15 protein-coding genes are annotated in these 13,843 nt (G+C 58.1%); all 15 read right to left on the bottom strand.

The window, feature by feature from the left end; all coding sequences use genetic code 11:
- Window positions 1-3: 3 nt before the first annotated feature.
- On the bottom strand, window positions 4-660 hold the full coding sequence (locus GRI35_RS00175) for a Crp/Fnr family transcriptional regulator (RefSeq protein WP_160612152.1): 657 nt from the start codon (window positions 658-660) through the stop codon (window positions 4-6).
- A gap of 50 nt (window positions 661-710) precedes the next feature.
- Window positions 711-1,625, bottom strand: coding sequence for an aldo/keto reductase (locus GRI35_RS00170; RefSeq protein WP_407985034.1), 915 nt, complete (start codon window positions 1,623-1,625; stop codon window positions 711-713).
- The gene (locus tag GRI35_RS00165; RefSeq protein WP_160614656.1) at window positions 1,622-2,230 is read right to left on the bottom strand and encodes a glutathione S-transferase; all 609 of its coding nucleotides are present in this window, start codon (window positions 2,228-2,230) and stop codon (window positions 1,622-1,624) included. Before GRI35_RS00165 ends, GRI35_RS00170 begins: the two co-directional genes overlap by 4 nt.
- 1 nt (window position 2,231) lies before the next feature.
- On the bottom strand, window positions 2,232-3,218 hold the full coding sequence (gene trhO, locus GRI35_RS00160) for an oxygen-dependent tRNA uridine(34) hydroxylase TrhO (protein WP_235900077.1): 987 nt from the start codon (window positions 3,216-3,218) through the stop codon (window positions 2,232-2,234).
- A 30-nt stretch (window positions 3,219-3,248) separates the two neighbouring features.
- Window positions 3,249-4,529 (bottom strand): acyl-CoA dehydrogenase family protein, encoded by a 1,281-nt coding sequence (locus tag GRI35_RS00155; RefSeq protein WP_160612151.1) that lies wholly within the window; start codon window positions 4,527-4,529, stop codon window positions 3,249-3,251.
- Between the two features lie 3 nt (window positions 4,530-4,532).
- Window positions 4,533-5,873: a phosphotransferase gene (locus GRI35_RS00150; RefSeq protein WP_160612150.1), complete on the bottom strand. Its 1,341-nt coding sequence runs from the start codon at window positions 5,871-5,873 to the stop codon at window positions 4,533-4,535.
- Window position 5,874: 1 nt separating this feature from the next.
- Window positions 5,875-7,395, bottom strand: coding sequence for an acetyl-CoA acetyltransferase (locus GRI35_RS00145; RefSeq protein ID WP_160612149.1), 1,521 nt, complete (start codon window positions 7,393-7,395; stop codon window positions 5,875-5,877).
- Window positions 7,396-7,510: 115 nt separating this feature from the next.
- Window positions 7,511-7,732 carry a hypothetical protein gene (locus tag GRI35_RS00140; protein ID WP_160612148.1) on the bottom strand — a complete coding sequence of 74 codons (222 nt, stop codon included), beginning with the start codon at window positions 7,730-7,732 and terminating at the stop codon, window positions 7,511-7,513.
- Window positions 7,729-7,878: a cbb3-type cytochrome oxidase assembly protein CcoS gene (gene ccoS / locus GRI35_RS00135; RefSeq protein WP_160612147.1), complete on the bottom strand. Its 150-nt coding sequence runs from the start codon at window positions 7,876-7,878 to the stop codon at window positions 7,729-7,731. The genes GRI35_RS00140 and ccoS overlap by 4 nt, the downstream gene beginning before the upstream one ends.
- On the bottom strand, window positions 7,875-10,019 hold the full coding sequence (locus GRI35_RS00130; RefSeq protein WP_160612146.1) for a heavy metal translocating P-type ATPase: 2,145 nt from the start codon (window positions 10,017-10,019) through the stop codon (window positions 7,875-7,877). Before GRI35_RS00130 ends, ccoS begins: the two co-directional genes overlap by 4 nt.
- Window positions 10,016-10,495 carry a FixH family protein gene (locus GRI35_RS00125; protein WP_160612145.1) on the bottom strand — a complete coding sequence of 160 codons (480 nt, stop codon included), beginning with the start codon at window positions 10,493-10,495 and terminating at the stop codon, window positions 10,016-10,018. The genes GRI35_RS00130 and GRI35_RS00125 overlap by 4 nt, the downstream gene beginning before the upstream one ends.
- On the bottom strand, window positions 10,492-11,973 hold the full coding sequence (ccoG, locus tag GRI35_RS00120) for a cytochrome c oxidase accessory protein CcoG (protein ID WP_160612144.1): 1,482 nt from the start codon (window positions 11,971-11,973) through the stop codon (window positions 10,492-10,494). Before ccoG ends, GRI35_RS00125 begins: the two co-directional genes overlap by 4 nt.
- The gene (gene ccoP, locus GRI35_RS00115; RefSeq protein WP_160612143.1) at window positions 11,960-12,898 is read right to left on the bottom strand and encodes a cytochrome-c oxidase, cbb3-type subunit III; all 939 of its coding nucleotides are present in this window, start codon (window positions 12,896-12,898) and stop codon (window positions 11,960-11,962) included. The genes ccoG and ccoP overlap by 14 nt, the downstream gene beginning before the upstream one ends.
- Window positions 12,888-13,061 carry a cbb3-type cytochrome c oxidase subunit 3 gene (locus tag GRI35_RS00110; RefSeq protein WP_160612142.1) on the bottom strand — a complete coding sequence of 58 codons (174 nt, stop codon included), beginning with the start codon at window positions 13,059-13,061 and terminating at the stop codon, window positions 12,888-12,890. The genes ccoP and GRI35_RS00110 overlap by 11 nt, the downstream gene beginning before the upstream one ends.
- Window positions 13,058-13,840, bottom strand: coding sequence for a cytochrome-c oxidase, cbb3-type subunit II (gene ccoO / locus GRI35_RS00105; RefSeq protein ID WP_160612141.1), 783 nt, complete (start codon window positions 13,838-13,840; stop codon window positions 13,058-13,060). The genes GRI35_RS00110 and ccoO overlap by 4 nt, the downstream gene beginning before the upstream one ends.
- Between the last annotated feature and the right edge of the window lie 3 nt (window positions 13,841-13,843).

Genomic DNA, 13,843 nt, shown 5'->3' with positions numbered 1-13,843 from the left:
TTTTCAAATAGTCATATCTTCCAGCATTCGTGGCGATATGATCTTCCAATGATCTTTGGCGCGTTCCAATACCCCTCGCTTTTCGAGCTTTGTTATGGCTTTTGACGCGGTCTCTCGTGCCGTTTGTGCACGGATCGCTAGCGCAGAGACGACCGGTATCGGGGCAATGATACCGTCATCATCTACCAGATCGAATAGCTCGCTATAGACGCGTCCATCGGCTGTCAGCGTGACTCTGGCGACCAGCCGTCCTAGTACGTTGGACAATTGCCCTGCATACAGCGCTGCCAATCCTGTTGCGATCGACGCATGGTTGCGCGCCAGTTCGCGCAGCTGCGCGGTTCCGATTATCAGAAGCTCTACCGCTTCTTGGGCCACGGCCTCTACGGCATGGGTGCCGGCATCCGGAAATGCGCCGAATATCTCGCCCATCTCTACAGTTGCGACTTGGGTATATTGACCCTCGCTGCCTAGAGCGTGCAGGCCAACCGCCCCGGCTACAACAAGTTGGCAATCGCGGCTTTCATCGCCTTGGAATGCGATTGTGGTGGCGGGTTCGGCAGTGGCGAAACGCAAATTGTCGGTAAGCCGCGCAGCCTCGATTGGCTCACAGCCAAATATGGCTTGTACTATGGCAACACGTTCGTCGCGGTCCATCATTGCCCCTCACTCAGACTAGGGCAGCAATTGAGAGCCTTTGCTGGCAGGCGTCAAGGTAGCTTTTCGCCCATGGCTGCCTGCAATACCTCATACCAGCCTTGCCGTGTCCAGCCCACCTTGGCGATGTCGGCCGCCTCGGCGATGCGCGCTGGGGTCTGGCTGCCAATGATAGGAATGGGCCGCGCGGGGTGCGCGGCAATCCAAGAGAATGCCGCAACCGCGCGCGACACGCCAAATTCCTTGGCCGCGCTGTCGAGTCTCAAAGCCACTGAACGTTCGCGCGTGCTTTCGGCATTGGCAATCCGCCCGCCGCCCAGCGGTGACCAGGCAAGTATCGCCATATTATTCTGCATCGCCTGATCGAATTCGCCATTCTGCAGCGGACTAAGGTTCAGTGGCGAGAATTCGGGCTGGGTCGTTGCCAGCGGAATATCGAGATAATGCTGCAAGGCGCTAATTTGCGCTTGGGTGAAGTTTGAGACGCCAACTGCACCGACCTTTCCGCTCTCGACCATGTTCTGCAACGTGTCGGCGAGCTCTTCGGGATGGGTCAGCACATCGGGCCGGTGGACCTGAAACAGCTCGACATGATCAACACCCAAGCGCTGCATCGAAGCAGTCAACGACGTGTTCAAATAGTCGGTCGAGGAATCATATGGCACGCCAGGCTCGATCCCGCCTTTGGTCGCCAGCACGATTTTGTCGCGTAGATTCGGTGCCTCGCCGAATACTGTGCCAAGCAACGTTTCCGCACCGCCGAAACCGTCGGACCCGTCGAAGCCATAAATTGCCGCCGTATCGAACAAGGTGATGCCTGCATCCAGCGCAGCTTCGATCCGCTCTTGCGGGCTGCTGCCATTGTCGTCGGTAAATCGCCACATGCCCCATGCGACGGGCGATAAGTCAGGCCCGCCCTTATAAAGCGCACGCGATTTCGGGGCTGCGAGAGTGGCTGGGTCAGTCATGCGCTTTCTTTCCATTGGTCATGCTTGACCATGATCTGTTTGAACAGGGGGCTTTCGAGGTGTTCGGCGAGCCAACGCTGTAGATTCGGCAGAGGCTGCGCATCGAACCATTCGCGATCAGTATTTGCGAATTGGCGGATGAATGGGAAGGTCGCGATATCGGCCATGCTACGCGCATCGCCGCACAGATGTTTTTGGCCGCCTAGGCGCGCCTCCAATTGCTCCAAAATGGCATAGGCGCCGTGCCGATGCTCTTCGGGATCGGTGTCATGCCGGGTCGAATATTTGTAGCGGTCGAGATGGTGCTTGAACGGCCCGTCGATCATCGCGATCAAATCGCGGTCATCGCCAGACAGCCAATCCTCCGGATCGTTTTTACCCAACGACCAGCGCATCACATCCACGCTTTCTTCAATCACCGTACCGTCCTCCAACACCACTACCGGCACGGTGCCTTTGGGCGAGGCTTCCAACATTGCCTCAGGCTTCTCGCGCAGGACAACCTCGCGATGTTCGACTTCGGTTTCGCTGATCGCGAGCGCCATCCGCGCGCGCATTGCATAGGGGCAGCGGCGGAAGCTGTAGAGGATCGGAGCGTCTGCCACTTCAGGCACTTGCGTTCTCCTGCGCATCATCGCCAATATGCGCCTCGCCGCGTTGCTTTGCGAGTTCTGCCTGCTTCTGTCGCTCGGCATAGCGGGCGCGCTGCTCTTCTGTCTTGGTGTGGTAGCAATTGGGGCAGCTGATGCCGTCTTCGAACAGTTCCGATTTCAAATCGTCCGGTCCCATCGGATTGCGGCACGCGCGGCATAATGTGTGCGTTCCAACTTCGAGCCCGTGCTTTACGCTTACCCGTTCATCGAAGACAAAGCATTCGCCTTCCCACAGGCTTTCCTCTTCTGGAACGGTTTCGAGATATTTCAGGATGCCGCCTTTTAGGTGATAGACATCCGCCATCCCCTCGCTTTTGAGGAAGGCGGTCGATTTCTCGCATCGGATGCCGCCGGTGCAGAACATGGCGATCTTGGGTTGCTTGCCCTCCGCTTTGAACTCGGCGCGCTTGGCACGGAACCATTCGGGAAATTCGCGGAAGCTGGTGGTTTCGGGATCGATCGCGCCTCTGAAAGTGCCGATGCCAACTTCATAATCATTGCGCGTATCGATCACGATAGTGGCGGGATCATTGATCAGATCGTTCCAGTCCTGTGGTGCGACATAGGTCCCGACATTGCCGACCGGATCGAGATCGGGTTGCCCCATGGTGACGATCTCTTTCTTGATCCGCACTTTCATCCGCAGAAATGGCATCTTGGGTGCGCCCGAGAATTTGACTTCGATATTGGCGCAGCCGGGAATCGAGCGGATATGGTCGAGCACGGCACCGATGGCTTCTTCCGAACCGGCGATGGTGCCGTTCAGCCCCTCATGTGCTACCAGAATAGTGCCGCGCACACCCTGCTCCTCGCACAATGTGGCGAGCGGAATGCGGATAGCCTCGCGGTCCTCGAACGGCGTAAACTGATACAATGCCGCAACGCAGATCGGTCCGTCTGCAGGATCAGAAATTGCGTCGGTTTGTGTCATGCCAGCCATATAGGCCGATTGGTGAAAAATGGTAGGAATCTATGTCCGCTTATTGGGCCCCATAAAGCCGAACAGATGGCCTGCAACCTTGCGCATTTGTATTTCTTCCGAGCCTTCGGTGATCCGGTAGCGGCGGTGGTGACGGTAAATATGCTCGAAGGGCTTGTGCCGTGAATAGCCGATCCCGCCATGAACCTGCATCGCGGTGTCCGCTGCGTCGCATACCAGGCGGTTGGCTTTGTAATTGCACATAGAGACTTTGTCAGAGAGATACTTCGCGACATCGGGCTTGGGCATTGAATCCATTTCTGCCGCCGTTTTCCAGATCAACAGCCGCAGCATTTCTGCATCGGTTTGCAACTCGACCAGCGGGAACTGGATCGCCTGATTGACTGAGAGCGGTTTGCCAAAGGGTTTGCGCTTGCCTGCATATTTCACGGCTTCATCAATGCAATATTGGGCCGCGCCGAGTGAAGAGGCCGCCTGCCGGATACGGTTTTCATGGACGAAACCCTGCGCGCAAGCGAGGCCATAATCGAGATCGCCGAGAATCGAGTCAGCCGGAATCCACACGTCCTTGAAGCTGATCTTCGGATGATCGGTGGGCATGTTGAAAGTCCACAGATACTCGCCAATCTCGAAGCCTTTGGCGCCATAGGGCACGATGAAACAGCCGATGCCTTTGGGACTGCCATCCGCACCCGAATGGCGGGCGAAGACCATACAATGTGTCGCGACATGGCTGCCGGTGGTCCACATTTTCTCGCCATTGATCAGCCAGCCATCCACGCCATCGCGGGTTTCAGCAACGGCGCGCGTTTCCATCCATGTTGCGTCGCTGCCATGCGCTTCCTCGGTCAGGCCAAAGCTCCATCGTATTGTGCCATCGAGCATCGCAGGAATGAAATCGCGCTTCTGTACTTCGGTGCCAAAATCGCGCACGAGTAATGGCTGGACCAGATTACCGACGATGCTGTTTTCATTCTGCAGATCATTATGCAGACCAAGGCCTTTGTGTGCGAGATGATGCCGGATCGCGGCCATGGCAAGATTGCTACCATCCTGACCACCAAATTCTTTGGGGAGGGCGAACCGGTAATGCCCCGCAGCATCGGCCACGCGCCGCATTTCGCTGAGAAGCTCCTCCCACTCCTCGGTCGGTAGGCCGTCATTGTCCCAATCGGTACGGCTATTTTCACGCCTGTGATCGAAGAAGCGGATATTGTCGTCGCGCTGCTCGATCGGCTTGATCTCGGCCTCGATAAAGGCATCGAGTTCAGCGAGATAGTCGGTGATCTCAGCGGGCAGTTCGAACATCATGGGTTAGTCCTCTCCGGTCCATTTCTTTCGCGCAACGGCGAGGGCGGGATATTTGGGGGAGTCGATACCGAGCTTATCGAGAATATCTTCACGCAGTCTCGCGAGCAGACCATCCGTTGCCAATGTCTGTTTTCCCGAAAGAATTCCCTCGGAAAGCGTGTTGGTGAAAAACGAAGCGTTTAAGCATCGCCGGTCACGCTCGACGATGCCAAGTGCGTTAAGTGCGACGGCTAGTTGGAATCGATCGTGTCCAGCGAATTGTTCCTTCATAGTCGTAAGCCACTCGGAAACCGCAACGGCCAATTCGGCAATGTCCGCCTCGCCCTTTTCGGGGCCATAATCGGGATGGTATTCCAGCGACCTCTGGCGTTCCTCCTCCGGCGCATCCTCCTCCAGCAGCATCAGCAGATCGAGTTCCTGCTCGCTGGTGCGCCGCGAGATAACGACACGTTCTAGCATCCGGTCTTCGCCGCTACGCCAGATTTTCGCCATGCGTAGACAGCCGAGTGCCCACCACACGGTCCGGTAGATCATCCAGAAGCGAAAGCGCTGCGGGTCGACAGTTCGACCGCTTTTGGCTTCATATTCGGTGAAATAGTCTTCCAGACTTCCCAGCCCCAAAGCAGGCCGATCATACCGGCTGAAGCGCCATACGGGCATGCAGCCAAAAGCGAGATCCTCGTGGAAATCGCTGTAATGCGCTAGCTCCCAATCAAGCACGCCAGTGATGTGCGAGTCTTCAGCTAGCAAATTACCGAGCCGGAAATCGCCATGGTTGAGTACGGACTTAGCCGGTTCCGGCAGGTTGTCGCGTAGCCATTTCAAACCAAGCGCGATGATCGGTCGATCACCGCCAGCTTCCTCAAACTGTGCGACCAGTTCTTCGATCATTTCGGAATAGCTGCGTTCGGGAATTTGCTGGGGCAGAGCGTCTTTCGAAAGCCCATGAATGATCGCAAGATCGCGCGCGGCTTCTTGGAGCAGCTGGCGCGGCTCTTCCATCGCCAATATCGCGCGCGGGTCAGGCGTTCCAGGGAGGGCTCGCATGATAAAGCCGCTACCGAGGCCGTCTTTTGGTTCCAGCTCAGCGATCACTTCAGGCGCAGTTACACCTGCGGCATTCGCGGCGCGGATTATCGCGGCCTCAGTGTCGTGACCGAACGGGCGATCTCGCATGAACTCAATGCTAGGTGCTCGTCGTAAGATAAAGTCACCACCGCCGCACCAGAAGTGCCAGCTTTCCATGGTCGCGCCCCCGGTGAGGCGGGTGCAGTCAGTTACCTCGCCGGCCACACCGGCACGCTGCATCGCGGCTTGCAGCAAACGGTCGATGCTCTCGATCATGTCAGGCCGACCGCCAATAGAGCAGTCCGTCGTCGCCGCGCTCGCCAGTGCCCTCGGTGCCAACGGGCTCGCTCGACCCATCGGTTAGAAACGCGATCATGGCATGGTTGTTGCCCGCAACCTTGGCGAGGAAGCGCGCTCCAGCGGGATTTCGCGCGACCACCACACCATCGCGCGGCGAACCATCGCGATTATAGAACACGGTGTAGCTTTCGATTGTGCCGGCACCTTCGTACTGTTCATCCAGCATAGGCGTGGGGTCACGCTTAGCATCGGCTGCATCTTGATAGTCGAACATTTGGGGGAAGCTCGCGGCCTCCAGTGGCCTGCTCGAAACCACGATGCTGTGATTATGCGTGGCATAGCCGCCATTCGCAAACAGCAACCCGTTGGCGCCACCGGACTCGTGGTCGCCGCGTAGCTTCTGGACCATGGCAACGACAGCATGGCTCATATAATTGCCGATGGGGCCGCCGCCGAAGGTAAGCCCGCCGAAGACCGTGGCCTCGCGATCCTCTGGCCAGCCAATTACTCGCCGTGCCATTTTGGGGACGCAGGGGAAACAGGAATAAAGCTCTGCGTGATGGATATCGTCGAGCGTCATCTGGTTGAGCCGCAACGTTTCGGTCAGCGAGACTTCCATTCCGGCGGAGTAATCATAGCGGTCGCGTTGCAAGATATCGTCGTGCTCATGCGCTGCTGCACCGTGACCGACATAGATGATCTGATCCTCCGGCACGCCGCGCTCGCGCGCCATGGCGAGACTGGTCACGATAAATCCAGCGCCCTGATTGACCGAGGAATTGGCGACCATAAACTTGGTGTAGGGAAAGGCTATCGGCCGGTTCGTGGCTGAGGGTGTGCAAACCTCCTCAGCCGATTTCTCCTCGCGTATCCACGCGCCATCATGCTCCGCCGCGACTTTGGAGAAAAGCGACCAGATGACGCCGCTTTCAGCTTGCCCCTCGCCGAGCGACTGCTCCCAAGCAGCGCGCGTTGCGTTTTCATAAAGTGGATAGATATCGACCGGTGCTACAAGCCCGTATTGTGCCGGATAGCTTGCTGCGGTCTTCTTCTTACGGGCGCGCATTTTGTTGTGGTCGGAGGGACTGCCGCCTTTTGCCAGCGCGGCGAGTTTCGCTGCTGTGCGCAATGCTTCCGCACCAACAACCGCTGCCACTTTCACCGCACCAGCTCCAATCCGGTTCGCGGCTTCATTGAGCAGCATTATCGGGCTGTCACCCATCGGCAGCGGGGTTTGGTAGGTATGCCCTGGCGAAATCTTCAACGCCTCCGCGACCGCGCCAACCACGGGATTGAGATGCCGGAACGCGATCTGATCAACCACGGCGAGTGATTCCACCTGCGACAGCCAATCGCCGCCCGCGTCCTGATCGGCGCGGCGCAGGGCCTCCGCCATCAGTTCGACCGGATCGAGTCCTTCGCGCGGATCATCGGCCCGGTCATTGATCTGGCCAACGCCAATGATAACCGGAATTCGGGACGGGTCTTTTGCGCTCAACGAAACCTCTTATCTGCGTTTCGCGCCGTGTTGCGGGGCAGGGTGCTCGCCGTCAATCCCGCAATCGTTGTTTCGGTCAGTGCGGCAGCAATCGCGTCAGACCGTCATGCCACATTTAGACCTTCTCGGGTTTATGCTCGCGCTTCCCATGGCAGCCTTTGGCGCAGCACATGGCGGGCACGGTAGCCGGCAGGTCTGGCGGGCCAAGTCGGATCACAGCGCTCTCGCCCGAACCGCAAATTTGCGCGATAAGGGCCTTTTCTTCAACTACCAGCGATGGGTTGAGCGCTGCCGGGACCATCGCCGCCAGGGCGATCATGCTGCCACTTAGGCTCATGCCTCATCCTCCTCGTCGATCAGTATCCGGTTGGCTGCGCCTTCGGGGTCGTCAAACTGTCCGCTGCGAAGCGCCCAAAAAAAGGCGATCAAGCCGGCCAGACCAAGGCCCAGAGCGACGGGGATCAGGAGTGCGAGGCCGGTCATTTGGCCGCTCTTGTCAGGCGAAGCGAGTTGGCGACCACAATCAGCGAGCTTGCTGACATGGCCACCGCTGCGATTAACGGAGTAACCAGGCCGGCAATGGCGAGCGGTACAGCCAGCACATTGTATCCGATTGCCAATGCGAAATTCTGTTTGACAACACGCATGGTCGCGCGGCTGGCGCGCACCGCTTTGGGTATAGCGAGCAGGGTGTCCTGCATGAAAACAAAGTCCGCCGCATGCAGCCCGACATCGCTTGCCGAACCAGGTGCCATCGAAGCATCGGCGGCAGCGAGAGCGGGGCCATCATTGAGCCCGTCGCCGACCATAAGCACTCGGTGACCGGCGGCGCGCTGTCGTGCAATTGCATCTTGCTTGTCAGCGGGTGAGGCGTTCGCTTGCGCCATCAAACCGGTCTCGCGGGCAACCGCGCAGACGGCCTCGGCATTGTCGCCTGATAGAATGCTGGTTTCCACACCCATCTGCCTTAGCTGATTGAGCGCGGCACTGGCATCTGGCCTAATCCGGTCGGCAAACCGGATCATCCGTGTCGGATGCGGAGTGATATCCAGAATGACGGCCATGCCGCCAGCGGCTGTGCCCGAATTGTCAGGACGGCGCAGAGAGACCTCGGATTCTCCAAGTTTGCCGAACACGCCTTCTCCTGGTCTCTCGTCAACACCGTCTAATTGCGCCGCTTGAACTCCGCGCGCAGCCAGAGCCGCGACCAATGCGCGCGACAATGGGTGGCGGCTGTTGGAGGCCAGAGCCAAGGCAATCGCGGCCTCTGCCGTATCAAGCGCGTCGATTAATTGGGGGTCGGGGACGGGGCGTCCCACCGTCAATGTGCCGGTTTTGTCGAGCAGTGCGCGATCAGTCGAAGCCAGCCGCTCCATCGCCGAACCGTCCTTCACCATCACGCCCGCACGCATCAACGCGCCGCTTGCAACCACCTGAGCGACGGGAACCGCCAATCCCAAGGCGCAGGGACAGGTTATGATCAATACCGCCACGCCGATCACGAGCGCTTCGTACAATGTTGCTCCGGCGATCAACCAGCCGATCACAGTGAGAGCGGACAGCAAATGGACTGCCGGTGCGTAAAGCCGCGCTGCCCGGTCTGCGATCCGAACATAGCGGGAGCGGTTTTGAGTGGACGCTTCCATCAATCGTGCGATTTCGGCGAGAGTGGTCCCTCCACCGGTTTCGGTAACCGTGACATCGACCGGACTACCGAGATTGAGCGTACCTGCCAGCACTGCGTCACCCTTGCCTGCCGCAACAGGTGTTGTTTCTCCGGTCAGGAGCGAGCGATCAAACGTGCTGCAGCCCGAAAGAACGACGCCATCGGCAGCAAGGCGCTCACCGCTTGCGACGCGCATGACCATTCCCACTTCGATATCGCGTGCCGACGTCCATTCGACCATATCATCCTTGCTGACCACCAAAGCTCCGGATGCTGCTTGGCTGAGCAAAGCATCTACGCCTGATCGTGCCTTGTCTCGCATCATCGCATCAAGAACGCGGCCAGCTAGCAGGAATGTTAGCAGCATCAGCGCACCGTCAAACCAAGCATGCTCGCCGGCGTTGATCGTCTCGTAAAGGCTCAGGCAAGTGGCCACGATTACACCGATCGAAATCGGCACATCCATATTGGTCCGGCCATGGCGCAGCACTTTCCAAGCCGAGCGGAAGAAGGGCTGCCCCGCATAGGCGATCGCGGGAATTGCAATCAGTGCGGATAACCAGTGGAACAAGCTGCGTGTGCTGCCATCGGCACCGGACCAGACGCTGACTGATAGCAGCATCACATTCATGGCAGCGAAACCCGCCACGGCGAGCGGTGCCAGCAGCGGCCTGACGGCAGAGACCGGTCGTGCAATATCGGAACTGCGCGGCTGGGCCTCGAAACCCAGCTGGGCAAGCGCCTCAACCAGCTCATGCTCGCCTAAACTTTCAACATGCGACACGCGAACCAGCCGCGATGACAGATTGACGCGCGCTGTTTCTATACCAGTGACATCCGCGAGGCCGCGTTCGATTTTACTCATGCACCCGGCGCAGTGCATGGCAGGTACGGCCAGTATGGTTTCACCGCTCCGCTCAGCGTCATTGTCATCAATAGGGGTGGAGCGGGCTCTCATCGAATATGCTCCTCGCCGCGCCACAGATTTCCACCGGCATCTACCTGTGTCCGAATAATCCAGCGGCCAGTGGGCAAAGGAGTATCGGAAACAAAGCGGGTGATGTCCCCTTCGGCGCGGCTAAAGCGCAGAGCGATATCCGCCTCCCGGCCCAATGGATGTCTTGCGATAGCACTTACCACTGCCTCAGCCGGGACATTGGATAGTAACACCTCCACATGTCCATCTTCACGCCAGTCTTGCGTGACTGTCCAACCCAACGCTTTTTGCTCCTCGGCTTTGTCCAGCCACTCATTGAATTCTTGACTGGCAACGTATGAATTCTCCACCACGACGCCGCCGAATGTCGATGTGGCATAGCTGGCCATGGTGAAGTTCACTGCCGCTACCGTTCCGAAGAAAAGCACCAATATCAGCGTAGCATGGCGGCCGGTGAAAGGCTTGGTCCGTCCTGTTGCGGGTGAGTTCTGGGTCATGATTGCTCTCCGGGTGCTTCAAAGCGAACTTCGCTGCTGTCTTGCTCTTGTTGTTCGTCTTGCGAAGTGACGGTCAGGGTGAAGGATTGCGAGGGTGTTTGCTGCGGCGCGACAACGTATAGGCGCACGATCCGCGTAGCATCGGGGGCAACTTCACGGACCAGCGAACGCGCGGCTTCCGATTGCGGGATGTCGTCACTCCACATTGTGCCGCCTTCCAGACCCTTGATTGCAATTTCCATATCGCGCGGTCGGCTTTCCATGTTGCGTAGCCGCACAGTGTACGCATTGCGGACGCTGCCATTGCTCATCAACATGAAGGGCGGGTTCCGGTCCTGCTCGACCGTCAACTCGGTATGCGAACGCACGCCCAGTGCAAACAGCATCGCCGCGCCGATAGCGCCCCAGATGGCGAAATAGATTAGTGTGCGCGGCCGGAAGAGGGTTTTTGCGATTGGTCGCGGTTCGCCGCCTGCAGCCTCATGCTCGCAATCTTCCATAGTCGCATAATCGATCAGACCACGCGGCTTGCCGATCTCGTCCATTACACGGTCGCAGGCATCGATGCACAATGCGCAGGTGATACAGCCAATCTGCGCGCCTTCGCGGATATCTACACCGGTAGGGCACACTGCGACACATTGATTGCAATCGATACAATCACCGAATTCTTCCGGGCTTTTCAGCGCTTTTTTTAAGCTTCCACGTTTCTCGCCGCGCCAGTCCTTGTATGTGACTATTAGCGATTTCTCGTCGAGCATCGCCGTCTGAATGCGCGGCCATGGACACATATAGATGCAGACCTGCTCGCGCAGAAATCCGCCAAGGATGAATGTCGTAGCGGTCAGGATCGCAACTGTTGCGTAGGCTACGCCCGCTGCTTGGCCGGTCCAGAAATCAACGGTCAAGGTAGGTGCGTCGGCGAAATACATGATCCATGCGCCGCCAGTCCAGAAACTGATGATCAGATAGATCATCCACTTGAAGCTGCGCCGCGCAATTTTTTTGGGGCCCCATGGCGCCTTATCGAGACGCATCCGCGCATTCCGGTCGCCATCGACGAAGCGATCGATATGCTGGAACACGTCGGTCCATACGGTTTGCGGGCAGCTATATCCGCACCACGCTCTACCGACCGCACTGGTCACCAGAAACAGGCCGATGCCCGCCATGATAAGCATCCCGGCCACGAAGTAAAATTCGTGGGGCCAAATTTCGATATTGAACATGTAGAATCGGCGGTTCGCCAGATCGATCAGGACCGCCTGATCGGGTGCGTAGGGGCCGCGATCCCAGCGGATCCACGGAGTAATGTAATAAACCCCCAAAGTAACCAACATCACCAGCCACTTGAATCGCCGAAAGGTCCCGTCGATCCGCTGCGGATGGACAGCCTTCCGCTTTTCGTAGAGCGGTCCTGGTTCCGGCGGTTTGAGCTGTTGCGGCTTTGTCCAGTCGACTGCGTTAGGGTTGCTCATCGACTTGAACCTCGGGATCAGCCGCGACTTCGACAAAGTCTTCGCCGCCGCCGCGCGAGTGGATGTAGGCTGCCAGCATCTTGATCGTCACCGGGTTCAACCGGTCTTTCCAGCCTGGCATCGCACCATGTGCCGGGTTGTAGATCTGTTGCTCGACCTCTGCTCGGCTTCCGCCATAGAGCCAGATTGCGTCTGCCAGATTGGGCGCTCCCAGATCGCGGTTGCCGGTTGCAGATGGCTGATGACAGAATGCACATTGCGTATCGTAAATCGCTGCGCCGTTGGCATTTGGTTCGCTGTTTCCGGACAATGACAACACATGTGACGTGACATCGGATATCTGATCGCGGGTCAGCATTCCATCACGTCCGAATGCAGGCATGTAACTGAGCCGGGTCTCATCCGATCCGGACCAGCGGATGCCATGAGTCAAAGTGTATTCGATGGCTTTCAGATCGCCGCCCCAAATCCAGTCATCATCGTTGAGGTTGGGATAGCCTTTGCTCCCCGCAGCACCTGCGCCATGGCATTGGACACAGTTCACTTTGAAAGCGGCCGCACCACCTGCAATCGCAGCGCGCATTTGCTCACTATTTTCGGGCAGTCGCTCGATCGGAATACGGGCCAGTGCGGCCATTAACGGCGCGCGGCGCGCTTCTTCTGCCTGCATTTCTTCTGCAAATTGTCCGCGGCTGCTCCAGCCGAGCACGCCCTCAGTACCTTTTTCGATCATCGGCCATGCCGGATAGAGGATTACATAGACGATGCCCCAGACGATAGTGGCGTAGAAGCTCCACACCCACCAGCGCGGCATGGGCGTATCGAGCTCTTCAATGCCGTCCCACTCGTGGCCGACAAATTCGGTTCCGGTCGCCTCGTCAACACGCGCCTGCTCATTCGCGGCGTTATCTTGCTTATTCGCCATGATCGTGATCCTCGAAGATTGCCGTTGCCGCTTCGTGATTGCGTTGCTTGGCACCTGGGCGGAATGGCCATAAGATCAGCACAAGGAACGAGAGGAGCATGGCCAACAGGCCCCAACTGTCCGCCAACTGACGGAGGAATTCGTAGGTCGAATGCTGGGTCATCGGCCTGCCTCCGACGCGAGTTCCTCTTGGGCTGCGGCGCTATTCACATCGACCAGTGTGCCGAGCATTTGCAGATAGGCGACCAATGCATCCATCTCGGTGATTTGCTGCGGATTGCCGTCGAAGTCGCGAATTTGCGTTTTTGGATAGCGCTCGTGGAAATCGCCGGCAGAGAGATCCGGATTGGCCTGTATTTGCAGATCCTGCTCCGCGTTCTCGATATCGGCATCGGTGTAAGGCACGCCAACGCGCCGCAGCGCAGTCAATCGGGCAGCCGGATCTTCGAACTTGATCGGTGTCTCCGATAGGAACGAATAGGATGGCATGATGCTCTCGGGCACGACCGATTGCGGGTTCTTCAAATGTTGGACATGCCATTCATCCGAATAGCGGTCACCCACACGGGCAAGGTCCGGGCCGGTCCGTTTTGATCCCCATTGGAAAGGGTGATCATACATGCTTTCCGCGGCTAGGCTGTAATGGCCATAGCGCTCCACCTCGTCGCGGAACGGCCGGATCATCTGGCTGTGACAGGTGTAGCACCCCTCACGCACATAGATATCCCGCCCGGCCTGTTCCAGCGGAGTATAGGGCCGCATACCATCCACTTTCTCGATGGTATTGTCGATCCAGAATAGTGGTGCGATTTCCACGATGCCGCCAATTGCGACGGTCAGGAAAGCCCCCACCGCCAGCAATGTGACATTGCGTTCGATGCGCTTGTGACCCTTTGCCGGTAGTTCTTGAACGGCAGCTTCTTGGGAGACTGTATCTGTCATGGT

Source organism: Pontixanthobacter aestiaquae, from assembly GCF_009827455.1.
GTDB classification, from domain to species: Bacteria; Pseudomonadota; Alphaproteobacteria; order Sphingomonadales; family Sphingomonadaceae; genus Pontixanthobacter; species Pontixanthobacter aestiaquae.
This window is presented reverse-complemented; position numbering and strand designations above follow the sequence as displayed.

Excerpts from the sequence above, each read along its gene's own strand:
- GRI35_RS00125 (WP_160612145.1), bottom strand. The coding sequence starts at position 10,495 with ATGACCCAGAACTCACCCGCAACAGGACGGACCAAGCCTTTCACCGGC.
- ccoP (WP_160612143.1), bottom strand. The coding sequence starts at position 12,898 with ATGGCGAATAAGCAAGATAACGCCGCGAATGAGCAGGCGCGTGTTGAC.
- ccoG (WP_160612144.1), bottom strand. The coding sequence starts at position 11,973 with ATGAGCAACCCTAACGCAGTCGACTGGACAAAGCCGCAACAGCTCAAA.
- GRI35_RS00175 (WP_160612152.1), bottom strand. The coding sequence starts at position 660 with ATGATGGACCGCGACGAACGTGTTGCCATAGTACAAGCCATATTTGGC.
- GRI35_RS00170 (WP_407985034.1), bottom strand. The coding sequence starts at position 1,625 with ATGACTGACCCAGCCACTCTCGCAGCCCCGAAATCGCGTGCGCTTTAT.
- GRI35_RS00140 (WP_160612148.1), bottom strand. The coding sequence starts at position 7,732 with ATGAGCCTAAGTGGCAGCATGATCGCCCTGGCGGCGATGGTCCCGGCA.
- GRI35_RS00155 (WP_160612151.1), bottom strand. The coding sequence starts at position 4,529 with ATGATGTTCGAACTGCCCGCTGAGATCACCGACTATCTCGCTGAACTC.
- ccoS (WP_160612147.1), bottom strand. The coding sequence starts at position 7,878 with ATGACCGGCCTCGCACTCCTGATCCCCGTCGCTCTGGGCCTTGGTCTG.
- trhO (WP_235900077.1), bottom strand. The coding sequence starts at position 3,218 with ATGGCTGGCATGACACAAACCGACGCAATTTCTGATCCTGCAGACGGA.
- ccoO (WP_160612141.1), bottom strand. The coding sequence starts at position 13,840 with ATGACAGATACAGTCTCCCAAGAAGCTGCCGTTCAAGAACTACCGGCA.
- GRI35_RS00130 (WP_160612146.1), bottom strand. The coding sequence starts at position 10,019 with ATGAGAGCCCGCTCCACCCCTATTGATGACAATGACGCTGAGCGGAGC.
- GRI35_RS00110 (WP_160612142.1), bottom strand. The coding sequence starts at position 13,061 with ATGACCCAGCATTCGACCTACGAATTCCTCCGTCAGTTGGCGGACAGT.
- GRI35_RS00150 (WP_160612150.1), bottom strand. The coding sequence starts at position 5,873 with ATGATCGAGAGCATCGACCGTTTGCTGCAAGCCGCGATGCAGCGTGCC.